Below are 18,134 nucleotides of genomic sequence, written 5' to 3' on the forward strand. Positions count from 1 at the left end.
TTGATGGCTACAAGCGCTAACAGGCTTGAAATTCTGCAAATTGCAGACGCTGTTGCACGTGAAAAATCAATTGATCGTGACATTGTCATTTCTGCAATGGCCGATGCTATTCAGAAAGCAGCACGTTCTCGGTATGGTCAAGAAACTAATATTCGCGCCGAAATCAATTCCAAAACAGGTGAAATTAAATTACAACGCCTGCTTAAAATTGTTGATGTCGTTGAAGATTATACAACTGAAATTACTCTATCGGATGCCCTTAAACGCCAAGCAGACGCAAAAATTGGTGATTTTTTTGCTGATCTTTTACCTCCTATGGACTTTGGGCGTATCGCAGCGCAATCTGCTAAACAGGTTATTGTACAAAGAGTACGCGATGCAGAACGTGACCAACAATACGAAGAATTTAAAAATAAAATTGGTGAGATTATTTCTGGTGCAGTAAAACGTGTGGAATATGGCAATGTTATCGTTGATCTAGGACGTGGTGAAGCTATCGTACGCCGTGATGAATTAATTCCACGTGAATCCTTTCGCTATGGCGACCGTATTCGTGCCTATGTCAGTGACGTGCACCGTGAATCACGTGGTCCGCAAATTTTCCTTTCACGCACACATCCTCAATTTATGGTAAAACTTTTTACCATGGAAGTACCAGAAATCTACGATGGTATTATAGAAATTAAATCCGTTGCACGTGATCCTGGTTCACGTGCTAAAATTGCTGTTGTTTCGCGCGATGGTTCCATTGATCCTGTTGGTGCATGTGTTGGAATGCGAGGAAGTCGCGTACAGGCTGTTGTTGCAGAATTACAGGGGGAAAAAATTGATATTATTCCTTGGTCTCCTGATGCTGCAACATTTATCGTCAATGCGCTACAACCCGCTGAAGTTTCTAAAGTTGTTCTCGATGAAGATGCAGAACGTATCGAAGTCATTGTCCCTGATGACCAACTCAGCCTTGCTATTGGACGGCGCGGACAAAATGTTCGTTTAGCTTCACAATTAACAGGATGGAATATTGATATTTTAACGGAACAGGAAGAATCTGAAAATCGTCAAAAAGAATTTATCGAACGCAGCAAACTATTTATGGAATCTTTAGATGTTGACGAAATGATAGGCCAAGTTATGGCATCAGAAGGTTTTTCTTCCATTGAGGAAATTGCCTATATTGATCTCGAAGAAATTGCTTCCATTGATGGTTTTGATCATGAAACTGCTGCTGAAATCCAAAACCGCGCGCGTGAATATCTCGAACATAAAGAAAAAGAGCTTGATGAAAAGCGCAAAAAACTCGGTGTTTCTGATGAATTACGAGCACTGCCTGGAATAACAAGTGCTATGTTAGTTGCTGTTGGTGAAGATGGTGTAAAAACAATAGAAGACTTTGCTGGCTATGCAGTTGATGATTTGGCGGGCTGGAAAGAACGTAAAGAAGGTCAAACACAAAATTTTTCTGGTATACTGACCCCATTTGATATTACACGTGCTGATGCAGAAGCCATGGTTTTAGCTGCACGTGTACAAGCAGGTTGGATAGACAAAATCGATCTTGTTACAGAGACTCCCGCAGAAAATGAAGACTCTGCAAAAAATGAAAAAATAGATAATTTGAATGTGGATACACTTTAAATGAATAAACGGACCTGCATTGTGACAAGAAAAAATGCTTCAGCAGAAACGCTGATCCGTTTTGTTATTGGTCCCAATAATCAAATTGTTCCTGATCTTAAAGCCACATTGCCTGGGCGTGGTGTTTGGGTCTCTGCTCACCATTCTGTCATTGAAGCAGCGATCAAACAAAAAGCTTTTAACAAAAGTTTTAAAACCGATGTTGAGGTTGTGCCAGATCTTGCACATCTTGTTGATACACTTTTGTTAAAATCTGCCCTTTCAAGCCTTTCCATGGCGAGAAAAGCAGGTGCCATTGTTATGGGAGCAACAAAAGTTGATGCAGCTATCCGCTCTGGTCAAGCTATTCTCGTACTTCATGCTAAGGAAACTACAGAAGAGGGAAAACGGAAAATTGCACAAGCCATCTATACAATGCAACAACACACAAATCGGAATATAAAAATCATATCTTTATTTACAAGTGATGAAATGCGGGTGGCTTTTGGCGCTAATCCTGTCATGCATGCGGCTTTATTAGATACAAAAGCTGCCGAAGGATTTCTCAAAACGATACACAAACTGCTCGCCTATCGTGATGGCAAGCACATCAAGCTTGGTGAGATGACGGTACAAGCCGTGAAGGAAGTACAATGAGTGAAAATAATAATGACAAAACAACAGTCAAGAGGACACTAACCCTAAAGCGGACAGTCCTAGAGACGAGCACGGTCAAACAAAATTTTAGCCATGGCCGTACAAAGGCTGTGGTTGTCGAGACCAAACGGCGCAAAATTACGCGACCTGATGAAAAGGCTGAAATACAACAACCAATTACGAAGCCGCATGTAGCTCCTCAACGCTCTAAACCACGATTCGAAGAAGTAATTCCTCATGAAACCGTTGCTAAAAGTAATCTTTCATCTGCTGAAATGGAAGCGAGACTTCGCGCGTTAGAAGAAGCACATATTCAAGAAAAAATAATGCGTGAACAAGCTGAAAAAGAAGCAAAACGTGCAAAAGAACATGAAGAAAGTTTGAGACAATCAATTCAAGAAACCGAAATACATCAAGAAAAAGAAAGCTCACCAGTACAGACTCCATCTCTTACCTCGGCTCACTCTCTTAGCGAATCGATAAATATCCCTATCACGCCTAAAAATACAACTGTGATTGAAAAACGTAGAGCAGATGACAATAAAGAAGATGAGCGCCATAACCGACGCGCCAACCCTGTTAAATCAGAAGTGCGTGCACCAAAAGTTGTAAAAGGTGCTGATGAACGACGCCGTGGAAAATTAACCCTCAATAGCGCTTTAGACGAAGACGGTAGTGCACGTGGACGTTCAATGGCTGCAATGCGTCGCAGGCAAGAGAAATTTAAACGTGCACAAAACCAAGAGCCAAGGGAAAAAATTTCTCGCGAAGTTGTTCTTCCTGAAACCATTACTATTCAAGAGCTTGCGCAGCGTATGACTGAGCGCTCCGTGGATGTGATTAAATTTCTGATGAAACAAGGACAAATGATGAAACCTGGCGATGTTATTGATGCAGATGTTGCTGAACTCATTGCCGTTGAATTCGGTCATACTGTTAAACGTGTTTTGGAATCTGACGTAGAAGAAGGCATTTTTAATATAGCTGATAATCCTCAAAAAGTGCGGCAACGCCCACCGGTCGTAACAATTATGGGCCATGTCGACCACGGAAAAACTTCTCTGCTTGATGCTATTCGAAAAGCAAATGTTGTTTCTGGTGAAGCAGGTGGTATTACACAGCATATTGGCGCTTATCAAGTGGAGCAAAATGGTCAAAAGATTACCTTTATTGATACACCTGGACATGCTGCTTTCACGGCTATGCGCGCTCGTGGAGCTCGTGTTACGGATATTGCCGTTCTGGTTGTAGCTGCTGATGATAGTGTCATGCCACAAACAATTGAATCAATTAATCATGCTAAAGCAGCTGGTGTACCGATTATTGTTGCTATCAACAAAATTGATAAACCAGCTGCTGACGCGCAAAAAGTGCGTACAGAACTTCTGCAACACGAAGTGTTTGTTGAAACCATGGGTGGGGAAACTTTAGAAGTCGAAGTTTCTGCTAAAACTGGTCAAAATCTTGATAAACTTCTCGAAGCTATTCTCCTCCAAGCTGAAATTCTTGATCTGAAAGCCGATCCTCAACGAACCGCAGAGGGCGTTGTGATTGAAGCAAAACTGGATAGAGGACGTGGATCTGTTGCAACAGTTCTTGTTCAAAAAGGAACATTGCATCCTTCTGATATTATTGTCGCCGGCAATGAATGGGGTCGTGTGCGTGCTTTGATCGACGACCATGGTCGTCACGTGAAAGAAGCAATTCCTTCTACGCCTATTGAAATTTTAGGTATGCAAGGAACACCGCAAGCTGGAGACCGTTTTGCCGTTGTCACTCATGAAGCAAAAGCACGCGAAATTGCTGAATACCGTCAGCGATTAGCACGTGATAAAGCTGTAGCACGACAAACGAGTTCTCGCGGTTCTCTTGAACAGATGATGACCAAATTACAAACCACAGGCATTAAAGAATTTCCCCTTATTATTAAAGGAGATGTGCAGGGATCAATTGAAGCAATCGCTTCAGCATTAGAAAAGCTAGGAAATGAAGAAGTACGTGCACGTATTGTACATTCTGGTGCTGGGGGTATCACTGAAAGTGATATTTCTCTCGCTGAAGCTTCTAACTCTGCTGTGATTGGCTTTAATGTTCGAGCCAATAAACAAGCGCGTGATTGTGCTAAAACACAAGGAATTGAAATTCGCTATTATAACATCATCTACGATCTTGTTGACGATATAAAAGCTGCCATGTCAGGATTACTCTCACCAGAACAGCGTGAGACTTTCCTTGGAAATGCTGAAATTCTGGAAGTCTTTAACATCACAAAAATTGGAAAAGTTGCTGGTTGTCGCGTTACAGACGGTAAAATAGAACGAGGAGCTGGTGTTCGCCTTATCCGCGATAATATTGTCATTCATGATGGAAAACTTAAAACACTCAAACGCTTCAAGGATGAAGTCAATGAAGTACAAAGTGGTCAAGAATGTGGAATAGCATTCGAAAACTATGACGACATACGTACAGGAGATATTATTGAAACTTTCCGCATCGAACATATTAATCGCACATTGTAAAATAATCCAGCGACTTTACTCCCTGTAAAATGAGAAAAGTTATTGAATTTTATGCACAATGCCTCCGTTCTTTATTATCCTTTAAGGCAATCAAAGAAAGAGGGATTGTAACAAAGGTAAGACTTCGATGAAAAATGCAGGACCATCACAACGGCAGCTAAGAGTGGGAGAACAAGTGCGCCATGCAGTATCTCATATACTACAGCGTGGTATTTTACTCGATGATGTCTTAAAAGATATGGTAATTTCTGTCTCTGAGGTGCGCATGTCACCAGATTTAAAAATTGCCGTTTGCTTTGTTTCTCCTCTCAGCATTCTTAAAAACACATCTCATGTTGATGTCGTTGATATCCTCAATAAACACAGCCGTTTTGTCCGTGGAGAAATTAGCCACGCATTGAGACAGATGAAATATATGCCTGAGCTGCGTTTTCGGCTTGATAGTAGTTTTGATAATTTTTCAAAAATTGATGCTTTGCTTCGCTCACCTGAGGTGGCACGCGATCTTCACCATAGCGATAAACTTGAGGATTAGAAATATGGCACGGCAACGCAAAAAAAAAGGCCGTTCCGTTTCTGGCTGGATCATATTTGATAAACCAAAAGGAATGAGATCAACAGAAGCCGTCTCACAAATCAAATGGCTTTTTCATGCGCAAAAAGCAGGACATGCAGGTACGCTTGATCCTCTTGCTTCTGGTCTCCTACCAATTGCATTAGGTGAAGCAACAAAAACCGTTCCCTACGTTATGCAAGGTACAAAAACCTACCGTTTTCATATTGTTTGGGGAGAAGAACGTTCAACAGACGATCTAGAAGGTGAAGTAACGAAGACATCTCTCAAACGTCCAACACGCGAAGAAATACTCGCCCTTCTTCCTCAATATACAGGTGTTATTTTGCAAACACCTCCACAGTTTTCGGCAATTAAAATTGCCGGTAACCGTGCCTATGATTTAGCACGTGAGGGTGAAGTTGTTGAAATTCCACCACGCCAAGTGGAAATAAAAACTTTTAAACTAATAGAAACTTCTACCAATGAACGTTCTATCTTTGAAATAACCTGCGGAAAAGGAACCTATGTGCGCTCCTTAGCACGCGATATGGGACGTGATCTCGGTTGTTATGGATATATTGCCGATTTAAGACGCATCGCAGTAGCACCTTTTTGTGAAAATGATCTCATCACATGGGACGAACTAAAAGCAGCAACACTGGATAAAAATGTAACAAATGAACATGGTGCTCATCCCAAAAGAGATTTTTCAACACTTGATACACTTTTAATTAAAACAGGTGCTGCGCTGGATTGCCTTTCCCATTGTATACTTAATGAAATCCAAGCACAACGAGTTATGATGGGCAATCCTGTTTCCCTCTGTGATAACAATGCATCTATTGATGAAGAAGAGATTTGCGTTATCTACAAAGGCCAACTTCTTGCTATAGGCACTCTTGATAAAAGCTTATTCAAGCCAAAGCGGATTTTCACAATTTAATCCGTTCTTTCTCATAATCATCTCTCTGAAAAAATACTTTCTCATATTAATAAGGAGAAGGAGGCTTTTTTCATTACTTTAAACTCACCCTTTTACAATAATTCAGATAAGGGTCTAAGGCAGTGGTGTGTCCGTAAAACTAACCTTCATTCGCACAATAAAACACAAGAATGTGTCTTTATCATTTAAATCGTTTCTTTAATCATTGCTAGATACACGTGCATATATTGTAGTGTCAAGAGGATTTGGTAGGATAGAAAACTTAAACTTTAGTTGAAACAAATTGCAATACTAATAATCTTAGGCTGTTCATTCAGTAAAAATCTGCCCTTAATTTACTAACTACATAAAGCGCGCATTGAACATCTTAAAATTTCTGCTGTTTCGTTCATCCTAACAAATTTATCCATAAAATAGTATTGCACATATTTAATAGTTGATAAGAAAACTGTTTTAGCCCTCTTCCCATCAAGGCAATTGATCAGCAGAGGGTTTTAAATGCATCTCACTGACATGTGGTATTGTTTGCCGCTCAATCATACGGTGTACTCTTATACCACTTGGCATACGATTTAATTGACGCAAGAGCTTATTTACCTCTGCATCTGCTTTTGTACGACGATGATTATGGCGTAAATAATCTACCCATGTTGGCATATGATAAGCTTCTGTCCAATATTCAGGCCTTTCGAGATCACGCAAAAGGACCCATTGACGAGCGCCATCACGTAAACGAATATTGCGACGACGTGTCATCACTTTGAGAAATTCTTCGAGATCATTTTCATGAATTTGGTAATCAATCATAATCATGATAGGACCACTTCGTGCTTTTAGGTCGAGTAAAAGCTCTGGTTCTCTGAAATGATCAAGCGGATCAAGATCTATCTCAGGAATTTCCTGAACCCTAAATTTGACTCCCGCAAGAGCTCCCAAAATCAAGAATAGAGAACAAACACTCAAAGCAACTGTTGGAGAATAACCATCAGCAAGAGCTCCCCAGATAGCGCTTCCGATAGCCATACCTCCATAAGATGCTGTTTGATAAAGCGCTAAAGCACGTGCAACGACCCAGCGTGGTGTAGATAATTGTACAGATGTATTAAACAACGACAACGCCAAAACCCAACACAAACCTGCAGGAAATAAAGCAATATGGCTTATAACCAGCGAACGGCTCATTGCCAAAAAAAGACAGGAAAAAGCAAAACCAATAAATGCGCTTGTAATAATCGTCTCTGAACGAAAATAATGCCGTACAGATGAATTAATAACACCGGCGGTCATCGCTCCCAAACCAAAACAACCAAGAAGTGTGCCATAAAGAAGTGCATTTCCCCCGAGAATGTTATGCACAACGATTGGCAAAAGTGCTAAAATCGAAATCGCTCCAATACCAAAAAGGAACGCTCTGATCATAATACTAAGGAGATTAGGCGACATCGCAACATAACGCAAACCATCTGAGACAGCCCCGAAAAGTCTCTCTCGTGGCAACGAATTGTTTTTATAACTCTGTTTCCACAAAAACAAAGCAGCAATTAAAGGAATGTAACTTATCGCATTGAAAAGAAAAGCTGCTGATGCACCCAGAGTAGCAATAACAGCACCACCAATAGCAGGACCTACACTACGCATTAAATTAAAGCCTACACTGTTCAGACTAACGGCAGCAGGAATATTTTCCCTGCTCACAATGTCTCCTATTGTTGCCTGCCAAGAAGGATTATAAAAGGCGGTTCCACACCCAATCAAAAATGTAAAGCATAACAAAAACCAAGGTGTTAAAAAGCCCATATAGGATAAAACAGCCAAATTAATTGAAACAACCATCATCATAATCTGCGCACACAACATAATTTTACGCCGATTAAAATTATCAGCTAATGCTCCCGCCATCAGAGAAAACATAACAAGTGGTAATGTCGTAGCACTTTGAACAAACCCAACCATAGAATGTGAAGAACTAATCAATGCCATCAACCACCCTGCCCCTACAGCCTGTATAAGCCCTCCCAAATTAGAAACGAGAGTAGTCAGCCATAAATTACGAAATATTGAATTACGAAAAAGTTCTAACGTCGAAATGCTCTGCATTTTTTGCCTCCAAATCGGCAATCTATTGCCTTCTTTAATATAAACACGTTATGCAAAGCAGCAATCTTTGTATTAAAAGAATGCATAATTCTTTAAGGACTCTCATAAAACCTTGTTAAAATCAATATTTCAAAACAAAATCCTTTATTGAAAGACGGTTTTCAAGATGCTTTTAAGGACTAGTATTTTAACCTTCGTTCCTGTATAAATGCCAAAGTAAGTAAGAGTCTTCAACTCTTCTTGTTTCTTCGCAGACCCTTGCTGAACGACATCTCGGCTGTGGGTGACTTTTGTTTCTTTGTTTTTTGAAAGGATAATATGATGTCGATTACAGCTGAACGTAAACAAGCTCTTGTCGCAGAATACGCAAATAAAGTCGGTGACACAGGATCACCAGAAGTGCAGGTTGCTGTGCTTTCTGAACGTATTTCTAATTTAACTAACCATTTTAAATCTCATAAAAAGGATAATCATTCTCGTCGTGGTCTTTTAAAAATGGTATCTCAACGCCGTCGCCTTCTTGATTACCTTAAAGGGATTGACCAAAATCGTTATCAAACACTTATCAGAAAGTTAGGTTTGCGTCGCTAAAAGAAAAATGAGATGTGGTGTTCTAAAAAAACACCTATTTTTTTAGTTAGAACTCTAAAAACTGACGAGTAATCATCATGAGGCGGGATTGCTAGTTTCTTTGTGTTTAAATTGCGATTTATTGCTCTCTTCTCACAAAAAACAGAAGTGTTTTGTTGTCCTGCCTATAGCTTTAAAATATGCCACGCAAACCCAGAATGTGAACACTCAAAGGTGTGACACTGGTCATTAAGGATAAGAAATGTTCAAAACGCACAAGATAGAAATTGAATGGGCAGGTCGACCACTGACCATAGAAACAGGTAAAATAGCACGTCAAGCTGATGGTGCAGTAATTGCTACTTACGGAGAAACCATTGTCTTAGCGACTGTTGTTTCAGCAAAAAATCCAAAACCGGATCAAGATTTTTTTCCTCTCACCGTTAATTATCAAGAGAAATTATATGCTGTTGGTAAAATACCCGGTGGTTATTTAAAGCGTGAAAATCGGCCAACCGAAAGTGAGACATTGATCTCACGTTTGATTGATCGTCCAATTCGCCCTCTCTTTGCCAATGGTTATAAAAATGATACGCAAGTCATTGTTTCCGTTATACAACATGATCTCGAAAATAATCCTGATATCCTTGCAATGATTGCATCTTCTGCCGCGTTGACTTTGTCAGGTGTTCCTTTTATGGGCCCTATTGCAGGTGCCCGTGTTGGCTACTGTAATGGACAATACGTTCTCAATCCTCATATCGATGAAATGCCCGAATCAAAACTTGATCTTGTTGTAGCCGGAACTGAAAGTGCTGTGTTGATGGTTGAATCAGAAGCTCAAGAATTACCGGAAGATATCATGTTGGGTGCTGTTATGTTTGGGCATAAAGGCTTTCAACCTGTCCTTGATGCCATCATCAAGCTTGCTGAAGTTGCCGCAAAAGATCCACGCAACTTTGTTCCCGAAGATCTCTCTGATCTCGAAAAAGCTATGCTAGAAATGGCCGAACAGAATATACGAAAGGCTTACACGATTACAGATAAACAAGAACGTTATGCCGCGATTGATGCACTAAAAACAGAAGTCATCAATAAATTTATACCTGAAACAGAAGAAAATTGTAAATTCAGTACCGACCAAATTGCAACCGTTTTCAAACAGTTGCAAGCAAAAATTGTTCGTGGAAACATTCTTGATACACAAAAGCGTATTGATGGGCGTGACCTTTCAACAGTACGCCCTATCCAATCAGAAGTTAGTATTTTGCCCCGTACACATGGCTCGGCACTCTTTACCCGTGGAGAAACACAAGCAATTGTCGTTGCAACACTAGGAACTGGTGAAGATGAACAATATGTTGATTCTTTAACAGGTATGTATAAGGAAACATTCCTCCTTCATTACAATTTTCCACCATTTTCAGTAGGTGAAACAGGACGTCTTGGTTCTCCTGGGCGCCGTGAAATTGGACATGGCAAATTGGCGTGGCGTGCACTTCATCCCATGTTACCAAGTAAGGAATCCTTTCCTTATACCATTCGTGCTGTCTCAGAGATTACTGAATCCAATGGATCATCTTCCATGGCAACTGTTTGTGGTACTTCACTTGCTCTCATGGATGCCGGTGTTCCTCTGGCACGCCCCGTTGCAGGGATTGCTATGGGTTTGATTAAAGAAGGTGAACGCTTTGCTGTTCTATCCGATATTTTAGGAGATGAAGATCATCTTGGAGATATGGATTTTAAAGTAGCTGGGACAGAAAATGGCATTACTGCCTTACAAATGGACATTAAAATTGATGGTATTACTGAAGAAATTATGAAAATCGCACTTGAACAAGCCAGAGGTGGTCGAATCCACATCCTTAACGAAATGTCCAAGGCTTTAACCAGTGCACGCGCTGAATTAAGTGAATTTTCTCCACGTATTGAAGTTATGAACATTGCTGTTGATAAAATTCGCGATGTTATTGGCTCTGGTGGTAAAGTTATTCGAGAAATCGTTGAACAAACTGGAGCGAAAATCAATATTGAAGATGATGGTACAATTAAAATTGCCTCTGCTGATGCTAAAACCATTGAGGCAGCGAAACGCTGGATCCATTCCATTGTTGATGAACCCGAAGTTGGTGCTATATACCAAGGAACAGTTGTAAAAACTGCAGAATTCGGTGCATTTGTGAATTTCTTTGGCTCACGTGATGGGCTTGTCCATATCTCTCAACTTGCATCAGAACGCGTCGCAAAAACAACAGATGTTATTAAAGAAGGTGATAAGGTTTGGGTTAAATTAATGGGCTTTGATGAGCGCGGTAAAGTTCGGTTATCGATGAAAATTGTCGACCAACAAACAGGTGCAGAAATTACAGGTGATCGGTCAATAAAAGAAGAAAAAGAAAATAGCATGGATGAAAAAAATAAATCCGCAAATAAGCGCCGTCATAAGAAAAAAGAAGAGTGATCTTCCCTCCTGTTATCAAATAAAATGCCATCCTAATATCAGAATGGCATTTTTCTTTAAAAGAGCTACATGTGTTACTGTTTTTACCTTTTAAAAACCATGCTCTTCCTCTTCCCAATCTAGACCAATCTTGGGTGAGTTTTGGTTTGACGGAAGTTCCTACTCTAGAATGGGCGCAAAACTTAAAAGTTATAACGCCTTGGCGACCAGACTTTTTGAAATTTACTAATGCTCGATTTCACTGCTCCCCTCAAATAGATAAAACTTTTACTTATGATGGTGCACTCTTACATTTAAGCAAATATCGTGGTTTTAACCAAAATTGCTTTCTTGATTTATTAGAGTGTGTTAAACCTAATGGGTGGATTGTTATCGGTGGAAATAAAACTGCTGGTGCAGCTTCCATGATGAAATGGGTCGAAACGCTTGTTCCCATCACCAGTAGATTGTCTAAAAACCATGGACTGGTATTTTGGCTTCAAGTTCCACCAGAAATAAAAAAACAGAATATTGCACAGCGGCGTTCACCACCTCTCACTTTTGAAAATAAATTTCAAACAACTTCTGGCATGTTCTCGCACGGTCGCATTGATCTGGGATCCGCCACACTTGCTTCCCATATGTGCAAAGTTATTTCTGGAAAAACTGCCGATTTTGGAGCTGGCTGGGGTTTTCTTTCTTACGCTGCACTTGGAAGTGAAAAACTAACGACTCTCGACCTCTATGAAGCCGATTATAACGCTTTGAGAGCAGCCAAACAAAACCTCGAACAAATGACGGATTCTCGTCCGATTCATTTTTATTGGCATGATCTTGTACATGAGCCAATCACAGATCTGTATGATACAATCATTTCAAATCCACCGTTTCACACACAACAGACTACAGATGTTTCATTAGGGCAGAATTTTATTATAAATGCTGCAAAATACCTAAAGCTAGGTGGCAATCTGCTTCTTGTTGCTAACCGCCACCTGCCTTATGAAACATTGTTAAAAAATATTTTCCGTTCGGTATTGATACATGAACAAGCCCATGGATTCAAAATTATCGAAGCACGCCGTTAAACGAAAACAAGCGATAACTCTAAAGAATAAAACGTGAAAGATCGACATCAGCAGCAAGCTCACCTATCGATTGTCTGACATAAGCGGCATCAACTTTAAATGATGTACCCGCTTTATCTGGCGCCGTAAAAGAAATCTCGTCTAATACGCGCTCCATCACCGTTTGCAAACGACGTGCTCCTATATTTTCAATCCTTGCGTTTAGATCCACAGCAATATCCGCTAAAGCATCAATCGCATCATCGGTAATTTCTAAATGAACCTCCTCTGTTGCCATTAAAGCAATATATTGCTTAATTAAGCTAGCTTCAGGTTCAGTTAGAATACGTCGTAAATCTTCCCTTGTTAAAGCATTTAGCTCCACGCGAATTGGCAAACGCCCTTGAAGTTCTGGCAACAAATCAGATGGCTTGGAAACATGAAATGCGCCTGATGCAATAAAAAGAATATGATCTGTTTTGACTTGACCATATTTTGTAGCAATTGTTGTTCCTTCAACCAAAGGCAAAAGATCACGTTGAACGCCCTCACGCGAAACGGCAGCACCTGCTCCACCATCTCGGGTTGCAATTTTATCAATCTCATCAATAAAAACAATTCCATCATTCTCAGTAACACGAAGCGCTTCTTGAATAATTTGATCTTGATCAAGGAGCTTTTCAGATTCATCATCAATGAGAGGCTTAAAAGCATCCTTTACTGTCGTTTTGCGGACCTTTGTACGACTCCCCATTTTACCAAAAATATCTGATAAATTCATAATTCCCATTTGGGCACCTGGTATACCAGGAATATCAAAGGTTGAAGCGCTATTGCTGTTATTATCGGCTACTTCAATTTCAATCTCTTTCTCATCCAATTCACCTTCGCGCAGCTTTTTGCGGAAACTATCGCGGGTAGCAGGGCTTGCTGTCTTACCAACAAGGGCATCTAAAACACGCTCTTCAGTATTAACATGAGCCTTCACTTTAACTTCATCACGTTTTTTTTCACGCACAAGAGAAATGGCTATCTCAACAAGGTCACGAATAATTTGCTCAACATCACGTCCTACATAACCAACTTCAGTAAATTTAGTCGCTTCTACTTTAACAAAAGGTGCTCCAGCAAGTTTTGCTAATCGACGTGCTATACCTGTTTTACCAACACCTGTTGGTCCTATCATCAAAATATTTTTTGGCATAACCTCTTCACGCATTGGACCATCAAGCTGTTGTCTACGCCACCGATTGCGCAGTGCAATAGCAACAGAACGCTTGGCATCATTTTGGCCAATAATAAAACGATCAAGTTCAGAAACAGTCTCACGAGGGGAAAATACAACACACATTCAAATAGCTTTCTCTAAAGAAGATAATTCTGCATCCAATGTTTCAATCGTAAAATGATCATTGGTATAAACACAAATTTTAGCGGCAATATTCATAGCTTTACGGGCAATGGTTTCTGCATCCAAATCTATATCCATGAGTGCTCGAGCAGCCGAAAGAGCAAAATTTCCTCCAGAGCCAATTGCCATTACTCCATCTTCCGGTTCTAAAACATCACCAAGCCCTGTTAAAGCTAAAGTTATTTTCTTATCAGCCACAAGCATCATAGCCTCGAGACGCCGCAAATAGCGGTCTGTTCGCCAATCTTTTGCAAGTTCTACGCAGGCACGCATGAGCTGATCAGGATATTGTTCAAGCTTCGTTTCTAACCTTTCTAGCAAAGTGAAAGCATCTGCTGTAGCACCTGCAAAACCAGCGACAACCGCTCCGCCCTTCCCAAGACGACGAACTTTACGTGCATTACCTTTCATAATAGTCTGCCCAAGTGAAACCTGTCCATCACCGGCCATCACGACTTTGCCACCTTTTCGCACGGTAATAATAGTTGTACCATACATTATATCTGGCTTATGTTCTGCCATAAGGAAACTCCTTAATATTGATCTCTGTTCTTAAATATTGACTTATTTCCATCAAATGTAAAATCTAATCACTATTGTCTCTATTTAAGAACATATACTGCAAAACACAATGATTCAGTGCAATTCAATTTGTTGAAATAAAAAAATGATATCATTGTTATCAATACAAATTGTTGCTAAATAGTTTTTGAAAACTATTTACGTTTTTTAAAGGATACATTATGAAAAAAATAGCAATAGGGACATTGGGAGGAACAATTGCAATGGCCGCTGACAATTTTGGCCAAATGCAACCGATATTAACCTCAGATATCCTCATAAAAAGTGTTCCTGATTTAAATAAAATTGCTAATGTACATGCGCAAACGCTCACGCAATTACCGAGTGGATCTTTATCTTTCAACATTCTTTTTGAAATAATAGAGTGGGCAACACAGCAAATAAAGGCTGGTGCAGAAGGCGTTGTTTTAACCCAAGGTACTGATACACTGGAAGAAACAGCTTTTTTTCTTTCTCTTTATTGGGATAAAGTGGAACCGCTGGTTATAACTGGTGCTATGCGTGTACCCTGTGAAGCAGGTGCTGATGGACCAGCTAATGTTTTAGCAGCAGCGCGCGTCGCTGCTCATCCACAAAGTAGAAACAGGGGTGTTTTGGTTGTAATCAATGATAGTATTCACTCACCTTATTGGGTCCAGAAAAGCCATACCGTCAAAATTGAGACATTTCAGTCAGGTTTAGCAGGTATTTTAGGTGATATTTTGGAAGGAAAATTGGTTTATTTTAATGATCGGAACTTTTTCCCAACAACATTTGATATTCCCCAAAACTATGATCATCAAGTTGCACTACTATACTCCTCTTTGTCCTCTGATACGCAACTAATGAAATTCTGCCTTGAGAGTGGGCATTATGCTGGGCTTGTTATTGCCGGTTTTGGATCAGGTCACTGTAGTTTTGAAGAAGCAGACATCGTGCGACAATATACACAAAAAATGCCAATCATTATCGCTAGCCGGACCTGCACTGGCTCAACAACTCGCTCAACTTATGGCTATAAAGGATCAGAAGTCGATCTGATTGCTGCTGGTGCCCTCATGTCTGGTTATTTATCAGCAGTAAAAGCACGTTTACTTTTATGGGCGTTTTTGGCACAAGGATACTCCTTAGCGCAAATCAATGCATACTGGAATGACTGGATTATAAGTTAACGAAAGCTTATCTATTATTTTAAAGAAAAAAACATGCAAAATAAAATTTACTTGAAGACAAAACAACTCGCCTATCTATCCTTAATCAATTACTGCAGCAAAAAGATTCTCGACCAATAAAATGATTGATACGCTCTCCTCAAAAATTGATCAGAAAGATAGCTTAGTTAAACCCATTTCTGATAGGTATTCACCCTATAGTATCTTCACTGCACAAGAGTGGTCTCAATTTCGTGCGGATACACCACTTACCTTGACTTTTGATGAAATCAAACGCCTACGCTCAATTGGTGATCCAATTGATCTTAAAGAAGTACAACGTATTTATCTTTCCTTATCGCGTCTGTTATTATGTCATGTTGAAGCAGTAAAGGAACTTTTTCATAAGCGTCAAAAATTTTTACATCAAGAAGGAACTAGAAAAACTCCTTTTATCATTGGGATTGCTGGCTCTGTTGCGGTAGGAAAATCAACTACTGCTCGTATTCTTCAAGAACTTTTAAAACGTTGGACATCTAGCTTCAAAGTTGATTTGATTACAACTGATGGTTTTCTCTACTCCAACGCTGTTTTACAGCAAAAAAATCGCATGAATCGTAAAGGATTTCCTGATTCCTATGACATTAGGAAATTATTGTGCTTTCTTTCTGCTATAAAAGCCGGTATTGGTAATGTTCGTGCACCACTTTATTCGCATATGGCCTATGATGTTCTGGAAAATCAAACAATTATCATTGATCGTCCTGATATCTTAATTGTTGAAGGAATCAATGTGTTACAGGTCAATGACCTTCCTAAAGATGGAAAAATCATCCCTTTCGTGTCAGATTTTTTTGATTTTTCCATCTATGTAGATGCTGACACAGAAGTCATTCGTCACTGGTACTTGGAACGCTTCCAACGTTTACGTAAAACAGCTTTTCAAAATCCTGAATCCTACTTTCATCGTTATGCACACCTCAATGAAAAAGAAGTCTTAAAAATAGCTGAGGACCTTTGGCAAACGATTAATTTTAAAAATTTACAAGAAAATATATTGCCAACACGGCCACGGTCTAATCTCATCCTACGAAAGGGAAAAAACCACTTGGTTGAATACGTTGCACTTCGACGACTATAAGGATTTCATAAATATGCATTTACATCATATTCATTTTTCTTCAACACGTGTCGACAAGAGTTGTCCCATCTTATTGGTCAATCCTAAAAGTCTTGCTGATTTAGCTCTTGATGAAGCAACAACAGCATGGATGAAAGTTAATGATTTCACTGGAAAAGCAGGACAAATACTTTTTATTCCTCATGAAACCGGACATTTGAAAAAAGTTTTCTTTGGACTTGGCAATGGAGACCAACCTTTTATCACGGGGCTTCTCGCTAAAAACCTTCCTACTGGACATTGGCATTTAGAAGGGACAGCCTCTAATGAAATAAATAGCTATCTTGGATTGGCGTTTGGAAGTTATCAATTCAACCGCTATCGTCAAAACTTTTCTTCCAAATCGTTATCAATCTATGTCAACGATACGGTTGATCTCGATGAACTTCAACGAATTTATAAAACTGTCTTTTTTGTCCGTGATCTCATTAATATTCCTGCCAATGATATGAATCCTGATACCCTCGAGAAAGAAACATGCCAGCTTGGAAAAACCTACGGAGCTCATGTTCAAAGCATTTGTGGAGATGATCTCTTAATACATAACTTTCCTATGATTCATGCCGTAGGACGCGCTAGTAGCACTGCGCCACGATTGATTGAATTACATTGGGGGCAAGAAAATCATCCCAAAATAACGTTGGTTGGCAAGGGTGTAACCTTCGATACTGGAGGTCTTGATATTAAATCAGCGAATAACATGTTACTCATGAAAAAAGACATGGGAGGAGGAGCTCATGTTTTGGGATTGGCTAAATTTATCATGGATGCAAAATTACCCTTTCGTCTACGGGTTTTGATTCCAGCTGTTGAAAATGCAATTTCTGCCAATGCTTATAGACCAGGTGATATTCTCCCAAGCCGTAAAGGTTTAAATGTTGAAATTGGTAATACAGATGCTGAAGGTCGGCTTGTCCTTGCCGATGCACTTGCCTATGGTGACGAAGAAAGTCCACAATTCATGCTTTGTATGGCAACTTTAACAGGGGCAGCACGTATCGCATTAGGACCAGATCTTCCCGCATTTTATTGTAATGATTCAATATGGGCGCAACAGGTTTTGCAATCTTCTCATTCTGTATCCGATCCTCTTTGGCAAATGCCACTTTGGAAACCCTATCAAGAAATGTTATCATCACCAATTGCTGATCTTAACAATATAACTGGAAATAACTATGCTGGTTCAATAGTTGCTGCTTTATTCCTTAACTCTTTTGTTGAAAAAGCCGAACATTTTGCGCATTTTGATCTTTATGGATGGATTCCAAAAGAAAAACCAGGCTATCCTATCGGTGGTTCCGCACAAGCTATTCGTGCCCTTTATAACTTCTTTAAAAATCAAATTTGACATAAAATATTCACAAA

The 18,134-nt window shown here is 39.8% G+C and carries 14 protein-coding genes; 11 read left to right on the forward strand and 3 right to left on the reverse strand.

Going from position 1 to position 18,134, the window contains the following annotated elements; genetic code table 11:
• The first annotated feature begins 3 nt into the window (after window positions 1-3).
• From nusA to truB, 5 genes are all read left to right on the forward strand, one after another.
• Window positions 4-1,635, forward strand: a complete 1,632-nt coding sequence (gene nusA / locus GQO39_RS03230; protein WP_007551849.1) for a transcription termination factor NusA — start codon at window positions 4-6, stop codon at window positions 1,633-1,635.
• Entirely contained in the window at window positions 1,636-2,271 is a 636-nt protein-coding gene (locus GQO39_RS03235; RefSeq protein WP_007551852.1) for an RNA-binding protein, read from the forward strand.
• On the forward strand, window positions 2,268-4,790 hold the full coding sequence (gene infB, locus GQO39_RS03240) for a translation initiation factor IF-2 (RefSeq protein WP_156850924.1): 2,523 nt from the start codon (window positions 2,268-2,270) through the stop codon (window positions 4,788-4,790). The genes GQO39_RS03235 and infB overlap by 4 nt, the downstream gene beginning before the upstream one ends.
• Window positions 4,791-4,917: 127 nt before the next feature.
• A complete protein-coding gene (rbfA, locus tag GQO39_RS03245; RefSeq protein ID WP_156850925.1) occupies window positions 4,918-5,325 on the forward strand; it encodes a 30S ribosome-binding factor RbfA in 408 nt (135 codons plus the stop codon).
• Window positions 5,326-5,329: 4 nt separating this feature from the next.
• A complete protein-coding gene (gene truB / locus GQO39_RS03250; RefSeq protein WP_156850926.1) occupies window positions 5,330-6,289 on the forward strand; it encodes a tRNA pseudouridine(55) synthase TruB in 960 nt (319 codons plus the stop codon).
• 468 nt (window positions 6,290-6,757) lie between these two features.
• Here truB and GQO39_RS03255 read toward each other — a convergent pair whose 3' ends face one another.
• Window positions 6,758-8,386, reverse strand: a complete 1,629-nt coding sequence (locus tag GQO39_RS03255; RefSeq protein WP_007551856.1) for an MFS transporter — start codon at window positions 8,384-8,386, stop codon at window positions 6,758-6,760.
• A gap of 321 nt (window positions 8,387-8,707) precedes the next feature.
• On the opposite strand from GQO39_RS03255, the gene rpsO reads away from it, so the two are divergent.
• From rpsO to GQO39_RS03270, 3 genes are all read left to right on the forward strand, one after another.
• Complete coding sequence (rpsO, locus tag GQO39_RS03260; protein ID WP_004864305.1) at window positions 8,708-8,977, forward strand: 30S ribosomal protein S15; 270 nt, start codon at window positions 8,708-8,710, stop codon at window positions 8,975-8,977.
• 241 nt (window positions 8,978-9,218) lie between these two features.
• Window positions 9,219-11,420: a polyribonucleotide nucleotidyltransferase gene (pnp, locus tag GQO39_RS03265; RefSeq protein WP_156850927.1), complete on the forward strand. Its 2,202-nt coding sequence runs from the start codon at window positions 9,219-9,221 to the stop codon at window positions 11,418-11,420.
• A 71-nt stretch (window positions 11,421-11,491) separates the two neighbouring features.
• The gene (locus GQO39_RS03270) at window positions 11,492-12,487 is read left to right on the forward strand and encodes a class I SAM-dependent methyltransferase (protein ID WP_156850928.1); all 996 of its coding nucleotides are present in this window, start codon (window positions 11,492-11,494) and stop codon (window positions 12,485-12,487) included.
• A 19-nt stretch (window positions 12,488-12,506) separates the two neighbouring features.
• Here the strand turns inward: GQO39_RS03270 and hslU are convergent, their stop codons facing one another.
• Both hslU and hslV read right to left on the reverse strand, forming a co-directional pair.
• A complete protein-coding gene (gene hslU, locus GQO39_RS03275) occupies window positions 12,507-13,817 on the reverse strand; it encodes an ATP-dependent protease ATPase subunit HslU (protein ID WP_156850929.1) in 1,311 nt (436 codons plus the stop codon).
• Complete coding sequence (gene hslV / locus GQO39_RS03280; RefSeq protein ID WP_156850930.1) at window positions 13,818-14,399, reverse strand: ATP-dependent protease subunit HslV; 582 nt, start codon at window positions 14,397-14,399, stop codon at window positions 13,818-13,820. It abuts the gene before it with no gap.
• Between the two features lie 221 nt (window positions 14,400-14,620).
• Between hslV and GQO39_RS03285 the strand changes: the two genes are divergently transcribed.
• The 3 genes from GQO39_RS03285 (at window position 14,621) to GQO39_RS03295 (ending at window position 18,117) form a co-directional block, all read left to right on the forward strand.
• Entirely contained in the window at window positions 14,621-15,610 is a 990-nt protein-coding gene (locus GQO39_RS03285; protein ID WP_156850931.1) for an asparaginase, read from the forward strand.
• Between the two features lie 175 nt (window positions 15,611-15,785).
• Window positions 15,786-16,730, forward strand: a complete 945-nt coding sequence (coaA, locus tag GQO39_RS03290) for a type I pantothenate kinase (RefSeq protein WP_246668513.1) — start codon at window positions 15,786-15,788, stop codon at window positions 16,728-16,730.
• Window positions 16,731-16,743: 13 nt separating this feature from the next.
• Window positions 16,744-18,117 carry a leucyl aminopeptidase family protein gene (locus GQO39_RS03295; RefSeq protein WP_156850933.1) on the forward strand — a complete coding sequence of 458 codons (1,374 nt, stop codon included), beginning with the start codon at window positions 16,744-16,746 and terminating at the stop codon, window positions 18,115-18,117.
• The last annotated feature ends 17 nt before the right edge of the window (window positions 18,118-18,134 follow it).

It is taken from the genome of Bartonella refiksaydamii (assembly GCF_902652675.1).
Lineage (GTDB): Bacteria > Pseudomonadota > Alphaproteobacteria > Rhizobiales > Rhizobiaceae > Bartonella > Bartonella refiksaydamii.